The sequence below is a fragment of the Orrella dioscoreae genome (assembly GCF_900089455.2).
Lineage (GTDB): Bacteria > Pseudomonadota > Gammaproteobacteria > Burkholderiales > Burkholderiaceae_B > Orrella > Orrella dioscoreae.
On record NZ_LT907988.1, the window covers coordinates 1,648,308 to 1,663,705 of the forward strand.

Genomic DNA, 15,398 nt, shown 5'->3' on the forward strand with positions numbered 1-15,398 from the left:
TATCGCCTCCCGGAGGAGGCGAGACGAAACCGAAATTAGCGGCGGGTGCCGACGATTTCGATTTCCACGCGACGGTTTTGCGCGCGGCCCTGACGGGTCTTGTTGTCGGCGACGGGTTCCAGCTCGCCCTTGCCTTCGGTGTAGATACGGTTGGTATCCACGCCTTGCTGAACCAGGTAGGTCTTGACGGCGGCGGCACGGCGCTCCGACAGCTTCTGGTTGTAGGCTTCCGGACCGGTCGAGTCGGTGTGGCCGACGGCGATGATGGTCTCGAGGTTGATGCTGCGCGTTTGGGCGACAACTTGATCCAGCAGCTGGCGGCCTTCGGGCTTCAGCGTAGCCTTGTCGAAGTCGAAGAAGGTGTCAGCGTTGAAGACGACCTTGCTGGCAGTCGGGGTAGGAGCAACGGGCTTGGGGGCCGGGGCAGCTTGAGCGACCGGAACGCCGTCGCAGCCGGGGATGCCGGTCGCGGGGGTCCAGAACGCATTGCGCCAGCACAGTTCGTTGGTGCCGTTCTTCCAGACATCACCGAAAGCGCTGCGCCAGTTGTCGACGGTTTGAGCGGAAGCTGCACCCGACGCCGTCATGGCGGCAAAGGCAAGCGCCAGAGCGAATTTGGAGGGCTTGTTCATGTTTCTCCTCGTTGAGCTTGAAGCTGGATAAGTGACTCGCAGCGAACCCCCGCTGCATATCAGGAAAACGGGGCCAGTATAGCAACGGCTAAAGCACGGTCAAAGAATCGCCTACTGGGTTTCCTGCGTGCTGGAAACAATCTTAAGGCATTTGCCAGCCTTTGGATTGCCCTGGGAGCCCCATTCTGGCTGGATGCGGGCATTTCTCCCGGATGCCGCGAGTTGCTGTTGGTTTTTGGCAACAAGCAAAAGGGGGCGCTTGCATGCCTTGCTCAAATCCTGGGCAGCGGCGCTCCGGAGGGCGGGTGATAGAATCCACGGCTTACCCTGTGAAGGGTCAGCCCTCTATATATATAGATAGACGCCTCAGCCTATGGATTCCTTCGCCAAGGAAACTCTTCCAATTTCGTTGGAAGAAGAAATGCGCCGCAGCTACCTCGATTACGCAATGAGCGTGATCGTGGGCCGGGCACTCCCGGACGTGCGCGACGGCTTGAAGCCCGTGCATCGCCGCGTGCTCTACGCCATGCACGAGCTGAACAACGACTGGAATCGTGCCTACAAGAAGTCGGCGCGTATCGTCGGTGACGTGATCGGTAAATACCACCCGCACGGCGACCAGTCCGTTTACGACACCATCGTCCGCATGGCGCAGGATTTCTCCCTGCGCTACATGCTGGTGGATGGCCAGGGCAACTTCGGCTCCATCGACGGCGACAACGCCGCCGCCATGCGTTACACCGAAATCCGCCTGGCCAAGATCGCCCACGAACTGCTGGCCGACATCGACCAGGAGACGGTCGATTTCGGGCCCAACTATGACGGCAGCGAAAGCGAGCCGCTGCTGCTGCCCTCGCGCCTGCCCAACCTGCTGGTCAACGGCAGCTCGGGCATCGCCGTGGGCATGGCCACCAACATCCCGCCCCACAACCTGGGCGAAGTGGTGGACGGCTGCCTGTTCGCCCTGCGCAATCCCGAGTGCACGGTCGATGAGCTCATCGAGCTGATCCCGGCGCCGGATTTCCCCACGGGCGGCATCATCTACGGCATGTCCGGCGTGCGCGAAGGCTATCGCACGGGCCGCGGCCGCCTGATCATGCGCGCGAAGACGCACTTCGAGGACATGGAGCGTGGCAACCGCCAGTCCATCGTGGTCGACGAGCTGCCCTACCAGGTCAACAAGAAGACGCTGCAGGAGCGCATCGCCGAGCTGGTCAACGACAAGAAGATCGAAGGCATCTCGGACATCCGCGACGAATCCGACAAGGACGGCATGCGCCTTGTCATCGAGTTGAAGCGCGGCGAAGTGCCCGAGGTCGTGCTGAACAACCTCTACAAGCACACGCAACTGCAGGACACCTTCGGGATGAACCTGGTCGCGCTGGTCGATGGCCAGCCGCGCCTGCTCAACCTGAAGCAGATGGTGCATTACTTCCTGCTGCATCGCCGCGAAGTGGTCACCCGCCGCACGGTGTTCCAGCTGCGCAAGGCCCGCGAGCGCGGCCACGTGCTGGAAGGCCTGGCCGTCGCGCTGGCCAACATCGATGACTTCATCGCGATCATCAAGGCAGCGCCCACGCCGCCGGTGGCGCGCCAGGAGCTGATGAACCGCGACTGGGATTCCTCGCTGGTGCGCGAGATGCTGTCGCGCGCCGACACCGAGACCTCGGGCGGCCGCGCCGCCTATCGTCCGGAGAACCTGCCGGAGGAGTGCGGCCTGCAGGCCGACGGCCGCTATCGCCTGAGCGAAGGCCAGGCCCAGGAAATCCTGAACATGCGCCTGCAGCGCCTGACGGGCCTGGAGCAGGACAAGATCGTCGGCGAGTACAAGGACGTCATGGCCGCCATCGCCGACCTGCTGGACATCCTGGCCACGCCTGCGCGCATCACGACCATCATCGGCGACGAGCTGCAGGCCATCAAGGCCGAGTTCACCGCCAACGGCAAGGACGCGCGCCGTTCGCACATCGAGCTGAACGCCACCGAGCTGGATACCGAAGACCTGATCACGCCGCTCGACATGGTCGTGACGCTCTCGGCTGGCGGCTACATCAAGAGCCAGCCGCTGTCCGAGTACCGTTCCCAGCGCCGTGGCGGCCGAGGCAAGCAGGCCACGGCCATGAAGGAAAACGACTGGGTCGACCAGCTCTTCATCGCCAACACGCACGACTTCCTGCTGTGCTTCTCCGACCGCGGCCGCGTTTATTGGCTGAAGGTCTGGGAAGTGCCGCAGGGCACGCGCAATTCGCGTGGCCGCCCGATCGTGAACATGTTCCCGCTGAGCGATGGCGAGAAGATCACGGTGGTGCTGCCCGTCAAGGAATTCAGCGAAGACCACTACGTCTTCATGGCGACCTCGCGCGGCACGGTCAAGAAGACCCCGCTGTCCGATTTCTCCAACCCCCGCAAGGCCGGCATCATCGCCGTCGACCTGGACGAGGGCGACTTCCTGATCGGTGCGGACCTGTCCGACGGCAAGCACGACGTGATGCTGTTCTCCGATTCCGGCAAGGCCGTGCGCTTCGACGAGAACGACGTGCGTCCGATGGGCCGCAACGCCCGCGGCGTGCGCGGCATGATGCTGGAAGAGGGCCAGACGGTCATCGCCATGCTGGTGGCCGGCGACGAGTCGCAAAGCGTGCTGACCGCCACCGAAAACGGCTATGGCAAGCGCACCCCCATCCTCGAGTACACGCGCCACGGCCGTGGCACCAAGGGCATGATCGCCATCCAGACCTCCGCCCGCAACGGCAAGGTCGTGGGCGCCGTGCTGGTGATGCCGTCCGACGAGATCATGCTGATCACCACGGGCGGCGTGCTGGTGCGCACCCGCGTCGCGGAAATCCGCGAAATGGGCCGCGCCACGCAAGGCGTCACGCTCATCAGCGTGGACGACGGCAGCCATCTGTCGGGCGTGCGCCGCGTGGTCGAAAGCGATGCCGATGTCGGCGAGGACGAGGAAGACCTGGCCGAGGGCGTCGCCCCGGCCGAGGGTGGCGAGGCGCCCGCTGGCGGCGAAGAGGAATAAGACCATGACCCAGGCGAAGACTCGCCCCTGGAACTTCTCTGCCGGTCCGTCGGTGCTGCCGGTGCCGGTGCTGGAGCAGGCTGCCGCGGAAATGCTGGATTGGCACGGCTGCGGCATGTCGGTGATGGAAATGAGCCATCGCGGCAAGCAGTTCGTGCAGATCTGCGACGAGGCCGAGGCCGACCTGCGCACGCTGCTGGGCGTCACGGATGACTATGCCGTGATGTTCATGCAGGGCGGCGCCACGGCGGAAAACGCCATCGTGCCCCTGAACCTGATCGGCCGGCGCGGTGCGCCGGTGGCCGACTATGTGCTGACCGGCCATTGGTCGCGCCGGTCGCACAAGGAAGCCAACCGCTACGGCGACGCCCAGGTGGCGGCCGCCAGCGATGCGGCCACGGTGCTCGATGGCCGGGAACAGGCGCCCTGGACCTGGGTGCCGCCGGTGTCCGACTGGCACGTCCGTCCCGACGCGTCCTATCTGCACCTGTGCAGCAACGAGACCATCGGCGGCGTGGAGTTCATGGACTGGCCCGAGCCGGCCGCGCTGGGCGCGCCCGAGGTGCCGCTGGTGGTGGACGCCTCCTCGCATTTCCTGTCGCGTCCCATGGACGTGAGCCGTGTGGGCATGATGTACGCCGGCGCCCAGAAGAATGCCGGCCCGGCTGGCGTCACGGTGGTCATCATCCGCCGCGACCTGCTGGGCCATGCGTTGCCCATCTGCCCGACGGCGTTCGACTACGCCAACGTGGCGGCGGAATCCTCGCGCTACAACACGCCGCCGACCTACGCCATCTATGTCGCGGGCCTGGTCTACAAGTGGCTGTTGGGGCAGGGCGGCCTGGCCGCCATCGAAACCGCCAACCGCGCCAAGGCCGACCTGCTCTATGGCTTCCTGGACGGATCGTCGTTCTATCGCAACCCCATCCACGCACCCGTGCGTTCGCGCATGAACGTGCCGTTCGTGCTGGCCGATGCCGCGCAGGACGCCGCTTTCCTGGCGGGCGCTGAGGCCGCGGGCCTCACGCAACTGAAGGGCCACAAGAGCGTGGGCGGCATGCGCGCCTCCATCTACAACGCCCTGCCGTTGGCCGGCGTGGAAGCGCTGGTTCAATATCTCAAGGAATTCGAGCGCACGCATGGATGACGCCCTGCTGGCCAAGCTCGCGCCCCTGCGCGACCGCATCGACGCCATCGATACCCAGATCCTCACGCTGCTGGCCGAACGGGCCCGCACCGCCCAGGCCGTGGGTGACGTCAAGCATGCCGCCCACGCGGATGGCCCCGTGCTGCGTCCCGAGCGCGAATCCCAGGTGATCCGCCGGCTGCAGGCCAGCGAGCACGGCGCGCCGTTTCCGGCGGACGCCATCGCTGCCGTCTGGACCGAGATCATTTCGGCCTGCCGCGGCCTGGAACGTTCGCTGACGGCTGCTTTCCTGGGGCCGCAAGGGTCGTTTTCCGAGCAGGCGGCCTTCGAGCAGTTCGGCCATGCCATCCAGGGCCTGGCCTGCCCGTCCTTCGACGAAGTCTTCCGCGCGGTCGAGTCCGACCAGGCGGACGTGGGCATGGTGCCGGTGGAGAATTCCACCGAAGGCGCCGTCAACCGCACGCTGGATCTGCTGCTGACCTCGCCGCTGCGCATCCTGGGCGAGCGCTCGCTCGTCATCCGCCATTGCCTCATGACGCGCAATGGCAGCATGGAGGGCGTGACCCGGGTCTATTCGCATCCGCAGTCGCTGGCGCAGTGCCAGGGCTGGCTGGGCCGCCTGCATCCCACGCTCGAGCGCGTGCCGGTGTCCAGCAATGCCGAGGCCGCCCGCCTGGCCGCGTCCGACCCCACCGCCGCGGCCATTGCCGGCGAAGCGGCGGCGCGCGCCTGGAAACTGGAGATCGTGTCGGCCGGCATCCAGGACGATCCGCACAACCGCACGCGCTTCCTTGCCATCGGCAAGATCGACACGCTGCCCAGCGGCCGCGACAAGACGAGCCTCATCCTGGCCGTCCCCAACCGCGCCGGCGCGGTCTACGACATGCTGTCGCCCATGGCCGCCAATGGCGTGTCCATGACCCGTTTCGAATCCCGACCAGCCCGCACCGGCCAGTGGGAATATTTCTTCTACGTCGACGTGCAGGGCCACCGCGACGATCCGGCGGTGGCGCGCACGCTCGCGACGCTCGAGTCCCAGGCTGCCTTCTTCAAGGTGCTGGGCTCGTATCCCGCGCAATGACGCGGCGCGGAGCCGGCGCATGACTGCCACGTCAACGCCGAAAGCGCGCACGCCAATGGTTCCGGATCCGGTCCCGGTGTTGGCCGTGGTCGGCGTGGGCCTGATCGGCGGCTCCTTCGCCCAGGCGCTGCGCGAGGCGGGCGCCGTGGGACAGGTGCTGGGGGTGGGGCGTAATACCGCCTCGCTGGAAGAGGCGCGCGCGCTGGGCCTGATCGACGAGATCGCCACGCTGGCGTCTGCTGCTGCGCGCGCGGATGTGATCCTGCTGGCCACGCCCGTGGCCGCGCTGGGCCCCACGCTGTCCGCCATGCTGCCGCACCTGCGTGCCGGCGCCATCCTGACCGACGCCGGCAGCACCAAGCAGGATGTGGTGGCCGCCGCGCGCGACGCGCTGGGCGAGCGCGTGGGCTGCTTCGTGCCGGGACACCCGATTGCAGGTTCGCATGCCTCGGGGCCTGCCGCCGCGCATGCCGGCCTGTACCGGGGCCGCGACGTGGTCCTGGCTCCGCTGCCGGAAAACGCCGACGCCGACGTGGCCCGGGTGCAAGCCTTGTGGGAAACCTGTGGCGCGACCGTGCGCCGGCTGGATCCCGCCACCCATGATTCCGTGTTCGCCGCGGTCAGCCACTTGCCGCACTGGCTGGCGGCCGCCTACATGGCCCAGATCGCGTTGTCCGACGACGCCGCCTTGCGGCTGGGCCTGGCGGGCACCGGATTCCGTGACTTCACGCGCATCGCGGGCGGTTCGCCCGAGATGTGGCGAGACATTTTCCTGTCCAACAAGACTGCCATGCTGCGTGAACTCGACGCCTTGCGCGCGGTGCTGGAACGCGCCGAACATGCGCTGCGGGACGAGGACGGCGAGGCGCTGCTCCAGTGGCTGACACTGGCGTCGGATGCCCGGCGCAACTGGCAAGAGAACCTGCGATGAGCCATCTCGACTATCTCGATCTCCCCCCCGCGCGCCGTGCCGCGGGCACCGTGGCCCTGCCGGGCTCCAAGAGCATTTCCAACCGCGTGCTGCTGCTGGCCGCGCTGGCCGAAGGCCGCACCGAGATCGCGGGCCTGCTCGACTCCGACGACACGCGCGTCATGCTGCAGGCGCTGCGCCAGCTGGGCGTGTCGGTGGAGCAGGGGGCCGATGGCGTGGTGCGCGTCGACGGTGTCGCGCGTTTTCCGGTGGCCGAGGCCGACATCTTCCTGGGCAATGCCGGCACGGCTTTCCGTCCCTTGACCGCCGCCCTGGCGCTGCTGGGCGGCCAGTACCGTCTGTCGGGCGTGCCCCGCATGCACGAGCGTCCCATCGGGGACCTGGTCGACGCGTTGCGCGGCCTGGGCGCCGCCATTGATTACGAAGGCAATCCCGGCTATCCGCCCCTGGCCATCGGCGCCTTTGCCGGCGGCGGCGCCGAGCGCGTCAGCGTGCAGGGCAATGTGTCCAGCCAGTTCCTGACCGCGCTGCTGCTGGCCGCGCCGCTGGTCGTGCGCGGCACGGGCAGGCCGCTGGTCATCGAGGTGGCGGGCGATCTCATCTCCAAGCCGTACATCGACATCACGCTGAACCTGATGGCGCGCTATGGCGTCGCCGTCACGCGTGACGGCTGGCAGCGCTTCACGGTGGAAGCCGGCAGCGCCTATCGTTCGCCCGGCCGCGTGCAGGTCGAGGGCGATGCCTCGTCGGCGTCGTATTTCCTGGCGCTGGGCGCCATCGGCGGCGGCCCCTTGCGCGTCACCGGCGTGGGCGCCGACAGCATCCAGGGCGACGTGGCCTTCGCGCAGACGCTGGCGGCCATGGGCGCCACCATCACGCACGGCCCCGACTGGATCGAGGCCAGCGGCGTGCGGGTCGCCGAAGGCCAGACGCTCAAGGCGTTCGACGCCGATTTCAACCTGATCCCGGATGCCGCCATGACGGCGGCGGCCCTGGCGCTGTACGCCGACGGCCCGTGCCTGCTGCGCAACATCGGCAGCTGGCGCGTGAAGGAAACCGACCGCATCCACGCCATGCAGACCGAGCTCACCAAGCTGGGCGCGACGGTGGCGTCCGGCGAGGACTGGCTGCGCGTGACCCCGCCCGCCGCGGGCACCTGGCGTGACGCGCACATCGGGACCTGGGATGATCACCGCATGGCGATGTGTTTTTCGCTGGCCGCTTTCGGCCCGGCCGCCGTCCGCATCCTGGATCCGGGCTGCGTGGCCAAGACTTTCCCTGATTACTTCGACGTCTACGCCAGCCTGGTTACCGGCTGAGCGGCGTCCCTACCGTATAGCCGCGCCGGCCAGGCGTGGCGATGGATTTGCAATGAACGACAACGCGAGTACGGTTCCCGTCATCGCCATCGACGGTCCCACTGCGTCCGGCAAGGGCACGGTGGCCCACGGCGTGGCCGAGGCCCTGGGCTGGCAGGTGCTGGACAGCGGCGCCCTCTATCGCCTGACCGCCCTGGCCGCGACCCGGCGCGGCGTGGACGAGACCGATGAGGCGGCGCTGGGCCAGGTGGCCCTGGGGCTGGATGTCCTGTTTTCATCCGGGCGTATCTATCTCGACGGCGACGACGTCTGCGAGGCCATCCGCCAGGAAGCCATCGGCAACCTGGCCTCCCGCGTGGCGGCGCTGCCCGCGGTGCGCGCGGCCTTGCTGGCCCGCCAGCGGGCGTTCCGGCAGCCGCCGGGGCTGGTCGCGGACGGCCGCGACATGGGGTCCGTGGTGTTTCCCGATGCGGCCCTGAAGGTGTTTCTGGTGGCCGATGTCGAGGCGCGCGCGGAAAGACGGTGTAAGCAGTTGATCGAAAAGGGAATTTCTGCTAACTTGGCAGACCTTCTGCGCGATATGCGCGAACGCGACGCGCGCGATGCCAATCGCCAGGTCGCGCCGCTCGCTCCCGCGGAAGGCGCCGTGGAGCTCGATTCCTCGAGATTGAGCGCCCGGCAAACCATACAGGCCATCCTGGATCTCTGGAAAGCGCGTGCGCGCTGACCACGGACTCGGCGGGCCAATCTTGGTGAATGGCTGTTAACCCCCCCGTCCTTGCAGGCAGCGATCAACAACCCCGCGGCCGGCAAGGTTTGTGAACTCCACCCGAGCGGTTGAAAGCCGTTCATCGGGTGTGCAAATCTGGGCCTTGCGGCCCAATGGACCCATCTCAATGTCTACTTCCGTACTTGGCGGCGAAAGCTTTGCCGATCTGTTTGCCGAAAGCATCAAGAACCAGGACATGAAGTCCGGTGAGGTCATCAGCGCCGAAGTGGTGCGTATCGACCACAACTTCGTCGTGGTCAACGCCGGCCTGAAGTCCGAAGCCCTGATTCCCCTGGAAGAATTCCTGAACGACCAGGGCGAGCTGGAAGTCAGCCCCGGCGATTTCGTCTCCGTGGCAATCGACTCGCTCGAAAACGGCTACGGCGACACCATCCTGTCGCGCGACCGCGCCAAGCGCCTGTCGGCCTGGCTGTCGCTGGAACAGTCGCTGGACAACAACGAACTGGTCACCGGCACGATCACCGGCAAGGTCAAGGGCGGCCTGACCGTCATGACCAACGGCATCCGCGCCTTCCTGCCCGGTTCGCTGGTCGACCTGCGTCCTGTCAAGGACACGACCCCGTACGAAGGCAAGACCCTCGAATTCAAGGTCATCAAGCTCGATCGCAAGCGCAACAACGTCGTGCTGTCGCGCCGTGCCGTGCTGGAAGCCAGCATGGGCGAAGAGCGCCAGAAGCTGCTCGAGACGCTGCACGAAGGTGCCGTGGTCAAGGGCGTGGTCAAGAACATCACCGACTACGGCGCGTTCGTGGACCTGGGTGGCATCGACGGCCTGCTGCACATCACCGACATGGCATGGCGCCGCGTGCGTCACCCCTCCGAGGTCCTGCAAGTGGGCCAGGAAGTGGAAGCCAAGGTCCTCAAGTTCGACCAGGAAAAGAGCCGCGTCTCGCTGGGCGTCAAGCAACTGGGCGAAGATCCGTGGGTGGGCCTGGCTCGCCGCTACCCGCAAGGCACCCGCCTGTTCGGCAAGGTCACGAACCTCACCGACTACGGCGCGTTCGTTGAAGTGGAAGCCGGCATCGAAGGCCTGGTGCACGTCTCCGAAATGGACTGGACCAACAAGAACGTCGATCCGCGCAAGGTTGTGACCCTGGGCGAAGAAGTCGAAGTCATGGTCCTGGAAATCGACGAAGACCGTCGCCGCATCTCGCTCGGCATGAAGCAGTGCCGCCAGAATCCGTGGGAAGAGTTCTCGACGAACTTCAAGCGCGGTGACAAGGTTCGCGGCGCCATCAAGTCGATCACCGACTTCGGCGTGTTCGTCGGCCTGCAAGGCGGCATCGACGGCCTGGTCCACCTCTCCGACCTGTCGTGGGCCGAAGCTGGCGAAGAAGCCGTCCGCAACTTCAAGAAGGGCGACGAAGTCGAAGCCGTGGTGCTGGGCATCGACGTCGAGAAGGAACGCATCTCGCTGGGCATCAAGCAGCTGGAAGGCGATCCCTTCAACAACTTCGTGGCCACCTACGAGAAGGGCGCTGTCGTCCCCGGTACCGTGAAGTCGGTCGAGCCCAAGGGCGCCGTCGTCACGCTGTCGGTGGAAGTCGAAGGCTACCTGCGCGCTTCCGAACTCTCGGCTGGCCGCGTCGAAGACGCCGGCACGGTCCTGAGCGTGGGCGACAACATCGAAGCCATGATCATCAACGTCGACCGCAAGGCGCGTTCGATCCAGCTGTCGATCAAGGCTCGCGACAACGCGGAAACGGCTGAAACCATCCAGCGCATGTCCGATGCCAGCGCTTCGTCGGGTACGACCAATCTGGGCGCCCTGCTGAAGGCCAAGCTGGATCAACAGCGCAACGACGGTTAAGCGTGACCAAGTCGGAATTGATCGCGGCGCTGGCGGCCCGCTACCCTCAGCTGGCCGCCCGCGATACCGATTACGCCGTCAAGACCGTCCTCGATGCGATGACCCAGGCGCTGGCCGCCGGCCAACGCATCGAGATTCGCGGTTTCGGCAGTTTTTCGTTGTCGCTGCGCGCTCCGCGTGTCGGCCGCAATCCCAAATCGGGAGAGCAGGTGATGGTGCCTGGCAAGCAGGTGCCTCACTTCAAGGCCGGCAAGGAGCTGCGAGAAAAAGTCGATCTTGGTACCGCTGCCGGCCAGCCGGCAGGTTATGTTGAGGAAGTGATCGACACGGTCGATCGCCACATCGAAGCGTAATCCTCGCCGGTGCCTTCCGGCACAAGAAGCCGTCCCACAAGGACGGCTTTTTCAATTCAAACGGGGGCGAAGTAGAATCGCCCTTTATATCTTCGTTGCTCAGCCGGTACGCCAGCGTCGCCCTCGCAAAGGAGGGAGGCACGCGCAGGCGCCTCGGGGTGGGCAGCACTTTGGAGCATCGTCATGCGCTATCTGGTCTGGGCTCTGCGTTTGCTGGTCTTCATCGTCGTGCTCTTGTTCGCGCTGAAGAATACCGGTCCCGTGGCGGTCAACTTCTATGGCGACCATGTCGTCCATGACGTGCCGCTGATCGTCGTGATGCTGACGGTGTTCGTCGTGGGCACGCTGTTCGGCCTGCTGCTGACCGTGCCCGGCGCCTTGCGCCGCCGCCGCGAAGCCGCGCGCCTGCGCCGTGAGATCGAGCGGCTGCAGGCAGCCGTCGCGCCGCCCAATCCCGCCACCGTGGCGCCCGAGACGATCGCCCCGCTCTCGCCCCTCTGAGCGCTGCGCCGCGCGTGCGTGAACGCTGCGCGGCCTGTTTTCCTGTTTCGTCTTTAGCGAGTGTCTTGCCGTGGATTTTGAACCCTGGTGGCTCATTTTCGTGCCCGTGCTTTTCGGCCTGGGCTGGATCGCGGCGCGCGTGGATATCCGGCAGATGCTGTCGGAGAACCGCAGCCTGCCCGACTCCTATTTCCGCGGGCTGAACTTCCTGCTGAATGAGCAGCCCGACCGCGCCATCGACGCGTTCGTCGAAGTGGCCAAGCTGGATCCGGAGACCACCGAGCTGCACTTTGCGCTGGGCAGTCTTTTCCGCCGCCGCGGTGAAATGGAGCGCGCCATCCGCGTGCACCTGAGCCTGCTGGCGCGCGCCGACCTGCCGCAGACGCAGCGGGAACATGCCCAGCACGAGCTGGCGCAGGATTACCTGAAGGCCGGCATGCTGGACCGCGCCGAGGAAGCCTTCGAACTGCTGAAGGACACGCGCTTCGCCTTGCCGGCATTGCGCTCGTTGATCCGCATCTATGAGTCCGAGCACGACTGGTCGCGTGCCATCGAGGCGGTCAAGACGCTGCGCCAATTGGTTGACGAGCCGGTGCCGCAGCGCGTGCACTATCACTGCGAACAGGCGCAATCGGCCCTGGCCGCCAATCCGCCGAACGTCGATCAGGCGCAGGCCGCGCTGGACGCCGCCGAGCACGCCTTGCGCGGCGCCAGCAGCAATGCGGGCAACGTGCCTGCCTCGAGCGTGCGGGTGGCGATGCTGCGGGCACGCCTGGCCGCGCTGGACGGCGATGCCAAGCGCGAACGCCTGCAGCTGGAGTCGGTGCTGTCGGGCTCGCCCGAGTTCGCCGGCCTGGTCGCGGAATCGGTGCTGAACAATTATCGCGCGGCCGGGCAGGCTGCCGAGGGCCTGGCCCTGCTGCAGGCGCAATACGACAAGCACGCCTCGCTGGACCTGTTCAACGTGGTGTTCCGCGAACTGCGTGTGCAGGAAGGCGCGGGCCCGGCCTGGGCATTCGCCCGCAAGGCCTTGCGCCAGAACCCGTCCCTGCTGGGCCTGGATCGCCTGCTCGAGGCCGAACTGGCCGCCAACCCGGGCAGCGCGCCGCAGGAAGGCGTCGTGCCCGGCGCCGACCTGGCCTTGCTGCGCTCGCTCATCCACAAGCACACGCAGCGCCTGGATCGCTATGCGTGCCGCGCCTGCGGCTTCCAGGCGCGCCGCTATTACTGGCAATGCCCCGGCTGCAACGCCTGGGAAACCTACCGGCCCCGCCGCCTGGAAGAATTGGAATGACGTCTTTCCCCATCGAGGCCGTCGCGCGTGCGCGCGTACTGGTCGTCGGCGACGTGATGCTGGACCGCTACTGGTTCGGCGAAGTCGATCGTATTTCCCCTGAGGCGCCCGTGCCGGTGGTGCGGGTCGCCCGCCGTGAAGACCGCCTGGGCGGTGCGGCCAACGTCGCCCGCAACATCGTGGCGCTGGGCGCCCAGGCCAGCCTGCTGGGCGTGGTCGGGCAGGACGAACCGGGCGCGATCATCGCCAGCATGGCCGCCGAGGCGGGCATTCGCGCCGAACTGCCGGCCGATCCGCAGCATCCCACCACGCTGAAGATGCGCGTGCTGGGCCGCCAGCAGCAGCTGTTGCGGGTGGATTTCGAGGAGCACCCGGGCGCCGCGGCGCTGGACGCCCTGGATGCCCGCTACGCCGAGCTGATCGCCAGCCATGACGTGCTGGTCGTGTCCGACTATGCCAAGGGCGCGCTTGCGCGCGTGCAGACCCTGATCGCGCAGGCGCGCGCGGCGGGCGTGCCGGTGCTGGTCGATCCCAAGGGCGATGACTACAGCCGCTACCATGGCGCCGCCCTGGTCACGCCCAACCGGTCCGAGATGCAGCAGGCGGTGGGCGCATGGAGCACCGAAGCGCAACTGGAAAGCCGCGCGCAGGCGCTACGCCAGGAACTCGGCCTGCAGGCCTTGCTGGTAACCCGTTCCGAGCAGGGCATGACCCTGTTCACCGATGCCGGGCGCGATCACGTCGACGCCCAGGCCCACGAAGTCTTTGATGTGTCGGGCGCGGGCGATACCGTGCTGGCCACCCTGGCCGTCACGCGCGCCGCCGGCATGGACTGGTCCGGCGCCATGCGCTGGGCCAATCGCGCAGGCGGCATCGTCGTCGGCAAGCTCGGCACGTCCATCGTTACCGCAGGAGAGTTGTCATGATCGTCGTCACCGGAGCCGCGGGTTTCATCGGCAGCAATCTCGTCAAGGGCCTGAATGCACGGGGCATCACCGACATCATCGCGGTGGACGATCTCACCGAGGGCGACAAGTTCATCAACCTGGCGCGCGGCCAGGTCGCCGATTATCTCGACCGCGATGAATTCCGCCGCCGCGTGGCCGAGGGCAATCTGCCCGAGATCCGCGCCGTGCTGCACCAGGGCGCCTGCTCGGACACCACCGAGCGCAATGGCCGCTACATGATGGACAACAACTACCGCGTCACGCTGGAGTTGTTCGAGTTCTGCCAGGCACGCCGGATTCCCTTCCTGTATGCCTCGTCGGCGGCCGTCTATGGCGCGGGTCCCGTCTATGCCGAAGACCCGGCCAACGAGCATCCCTTGAACGTCTATGGCTATTCCAAGCTGCTCTTCGACCAGGTGCTGCGCCAGCGCATGGCGGCGGGGCTGACCGCGCAGGTGGTGGGCCTGCGCTATTTCAATGTCTATGGCCCGCAGGAACAGCACAAGGGCCGGATGGCTTCGGTGGCCTTCCACAACATGAACCAGTTCGTGGCCGATGGGCAGGTGCGCCTGTTCGGCGGCTGGGACGGCTATGCCGACGGCGCGCAAAGCCGCGACTTCATCTCCGTGGAAGACGTCGTCGCGGTCAACCTGCACTTCCTGGATCATCCGGAATACTCGGGCGTCTTCAACTGCGGCACGGGCCGCGCACAACCCTTCAATGACGTGGCGATGGCCGTGGTCAACACGCTGCGCGAAGGCGCCGGCAAGGAAACGCTGCCGCTGGAGGACCTGGTCGAGCGCGGCTTCCTGCGCTACATCACCTTCCCGGACGACCTGAAGGGGCGCTACCAGAGCTATACGCAGGCGGATGTGTCCCGCCTTCGCGCCGCCGGTTTCGACGCACCGATGCGCGACGTGGCCACGGGCGTGTCCGAGTACGTGAAGGACTGGCTGGCCAGGCGCTGAGCCGCGTCCTGCCCCGGGGCCGATGACGCGCGTCTCGGTTCCCACGCATGGCTCTTGCGCGGCACTTCCGCGCCGCGCGGCGATGCGGGCGCGCATCATGGAAGCATGCCGGTTGCCAGGGGGCAGCCGGCGCTTTCAGGAGAGACGCGCATGAATCCCTTTCTGCATCCCACTGTCGCCCGTCCCGTGGCGCAGCCTTGCTCCTTTCGCGCGCCGCGCGCGGGGCGTTCCCGCCGCGCCAGGGGCCGCGCCGCCGCGCTCGCGCTGGGGCTGGGCCTGGCGGCGGCCGGGCCCGCCCATGCCTTGGACCTCAATGCCGCAACGGCCGCCCAGCTCGATGCGCTGAAAGGCATCGGCCCCAAGACGGCCCAGGTCATCATCGACGAGCGCCAGCGCGGTGGCCCGTTCGCATCGCTGCAGGACCTGGGCGAGCGCGTGCGCGGCCTGGGGCCCAAGCGCCTGAAGGACCTCGAGTCGGCAGGCCTGCAGGCCTCCGCCAAGGACACGCCGCCGGCTGTGCCCGCAGGCAGGGCGCGCGAGGCCTCTGCCGGTCCGGCGAAGCGCTAGGCGGACCGCGCAATCCGGGATGACCCCGCC

General features: G+C 67.0%; 14 protein-coding genes. 13 read left to right on the forward strand and 1 reads right to left on the reverse strand.

Features of this window, described 5'->3' with window-relative positions; translation table 11 throughout:
* Positions 1-35: 35 nt before the first annotated feature.
* Positions 36-632, reverse strand: coding sequence for an outer membrane protein OmpA (gene ompA / locus ODI_RS07685; protein ID WP_067759656.1), 597 nt, complete (start codon positions 630-632; stop codon positions 36-38).
* 373 nt (positions 633-1,005) lie between these two features.
* On the opposite strand from ompA, the gene gyrA reads away from it, so the two are divergent.
* The 13 genes from gyrA to ODI_RS07750 all read left to right on the forward strand — a co-directional run bounded on the left by gyrA (position 1,006) and on the right by ODI_RS07750 (position 15,368).
* Entirely contained in the window at positions 1,006-3,660 is a 2,655-nt protein-coding gene (gene gyrA / locus ODI_RS07690; protein ID WP_067759654.1) for a DNA gyrase subunit A, read from the forward strand.
* Between the two features lie 4 nt (positions 3,661-3,664).
* Entirely contained in the window at positions 3,665-4,807 is a 1,143-nt protein-coding gene (serC, locus tag ODI_RS07695; RefSeq protein WP_067759651.1) for a 3-phosphoserine/phosphohydroxythreonine transaminase, read from the forward strand.
* Positions 4,800-5,888, forward strand: a complete 1,089-nt coding sequence (pheA, locus tag ODI_RS07700) for a prephenate dehydratase (RefSeq protein WP_067759650.1) — start codon at positions 4,800-4,802, stop codon at positions 5,886-5,888. Before serC ends, pheA begins: the two co-directional genes overlap by 8 nt.
* 19 nt (positions 5,889-5,907) lie before the next feature.
* Positions 5,908-6,819, forward strand: a complete 912-nt coding sequence (locus ODI_RS07705) for a prephenate dehydrogenase (protein WP_067759647.1) — start codon at positions 5,908-5,910, stop codon at positions 6,817-6,819.
* Positions 6,816-8,138: a 3-phosphoshikimate 1-carboxyvinyltransferase gene (gene aroA / locus ODI_RS07710; RefSeq protein WP_067759645.1), complete on the forward strand. Its 1,323-nt coding sequence runs from the start codon at positions 6,816-6,818 to the stop codon at positions 8,136-8,138. Before ODI_RS07705 ends, aroA begins: the two co-directional genes overlap by 4 nt.
* A 52-nt stretch (positions 8,139-8,190) precedes the next feature.
* Entirely contained in the window at positions 8,191-8,865 is a 675-nt protein-coding gene (gene cmk / locus ODI_RS07715; RefSeq protein ID WP_067759642.1) for a (d)CMP kinase, read from the forward strand.
* A 169-nt stretch (positions 8,866-9,034) separates the two neighbouring features.
* Positions 9,035-10,738, forward strand: coding sequence for a 30S ribosomal protein S1 (rpsA, locus tag ODI_RS07720; protein ID WP_067759640.1), 1,704 nt, complete (start codon positions 9,035-9,037; stop codon positions 10,736-10,738).
* 2 nt (positions 10,739-10,740) lie between these two features.
* Positions 10,741-11,091 (forward strand): integration host factor subunit beta, encoded by a 351-nt coding sequence (locus ODI_RS07725; protein ID WP_067759637.1) that lies wholly within the window; start codon positions 10,741-10,743, stop codon positions 11,089-11,091.
* 183 nt (positions 11,092-11,274) lie between these two features.
* The gene (locus tag ODI_RS07730; RefSeq protein WP_067759634.1) at positions 11,275-11,592 is read left to right on the forward strand and encodes a LapA family protein; all 318 of its coding nucleotides are present in this window, start codon (positions 11,275-11,277) and stop codon (positions 11,590-11,592) included.
* Between the two features lie 70 nt (positions 11,593-11,662).
* Entirely contained in the window at positions 11,663-12,886 is a 1,224-nt protein-coding gene (gene lapB, locus ODI_RS07735) for a lipopolysaccharide assembly protein LapB (protein WP_067759632.1), read from the forward strand.
* Positions 12,883-13,812 (forward strand): D-glycero-beta-D-manno-heptose-7-phosphate kinase, encoded by a 930-nt coding sequence (gene rfaE1 / locus ODI_RS07740; RefSeq protein ID WP_067759630.1) that lies wholly within the window; start codon positions 12,883-12,885, stop codon positions 13,810-13,812. Before lapB ends, rfaE1 begins: the two co-directional genes overlap by 4 nt.
* Positions 13,809-14,801: an ADP-glyceromanno-heptose 6-epimerase gene (gene rfaD / locus ODI_RS07745; protein WP_067759627.1), complete on the forward strand. Its 993-nt coding sequence runs from the start codon at positions 13,809-13,811 to the stop codon at positions 14,799-14,801. Before rfaE1 ends, rfaD begins: the two co-directional genes overlap by 4 nt.
* Before the next feature lie 150 nt (positions 14,802-14,951).
* Positions 14,952-15,368, forward strand: a complete 417-nt coding sequence (locus tag ODI_RS07750) for a ComEA family DNA-binding protein (protein WP_082985521.1) — start codon at positions 14,952-14,954, stop codon at positions 15,366-15,368.
* Positions 15,369-15,398: the final 30 nt, after the last annotated feature.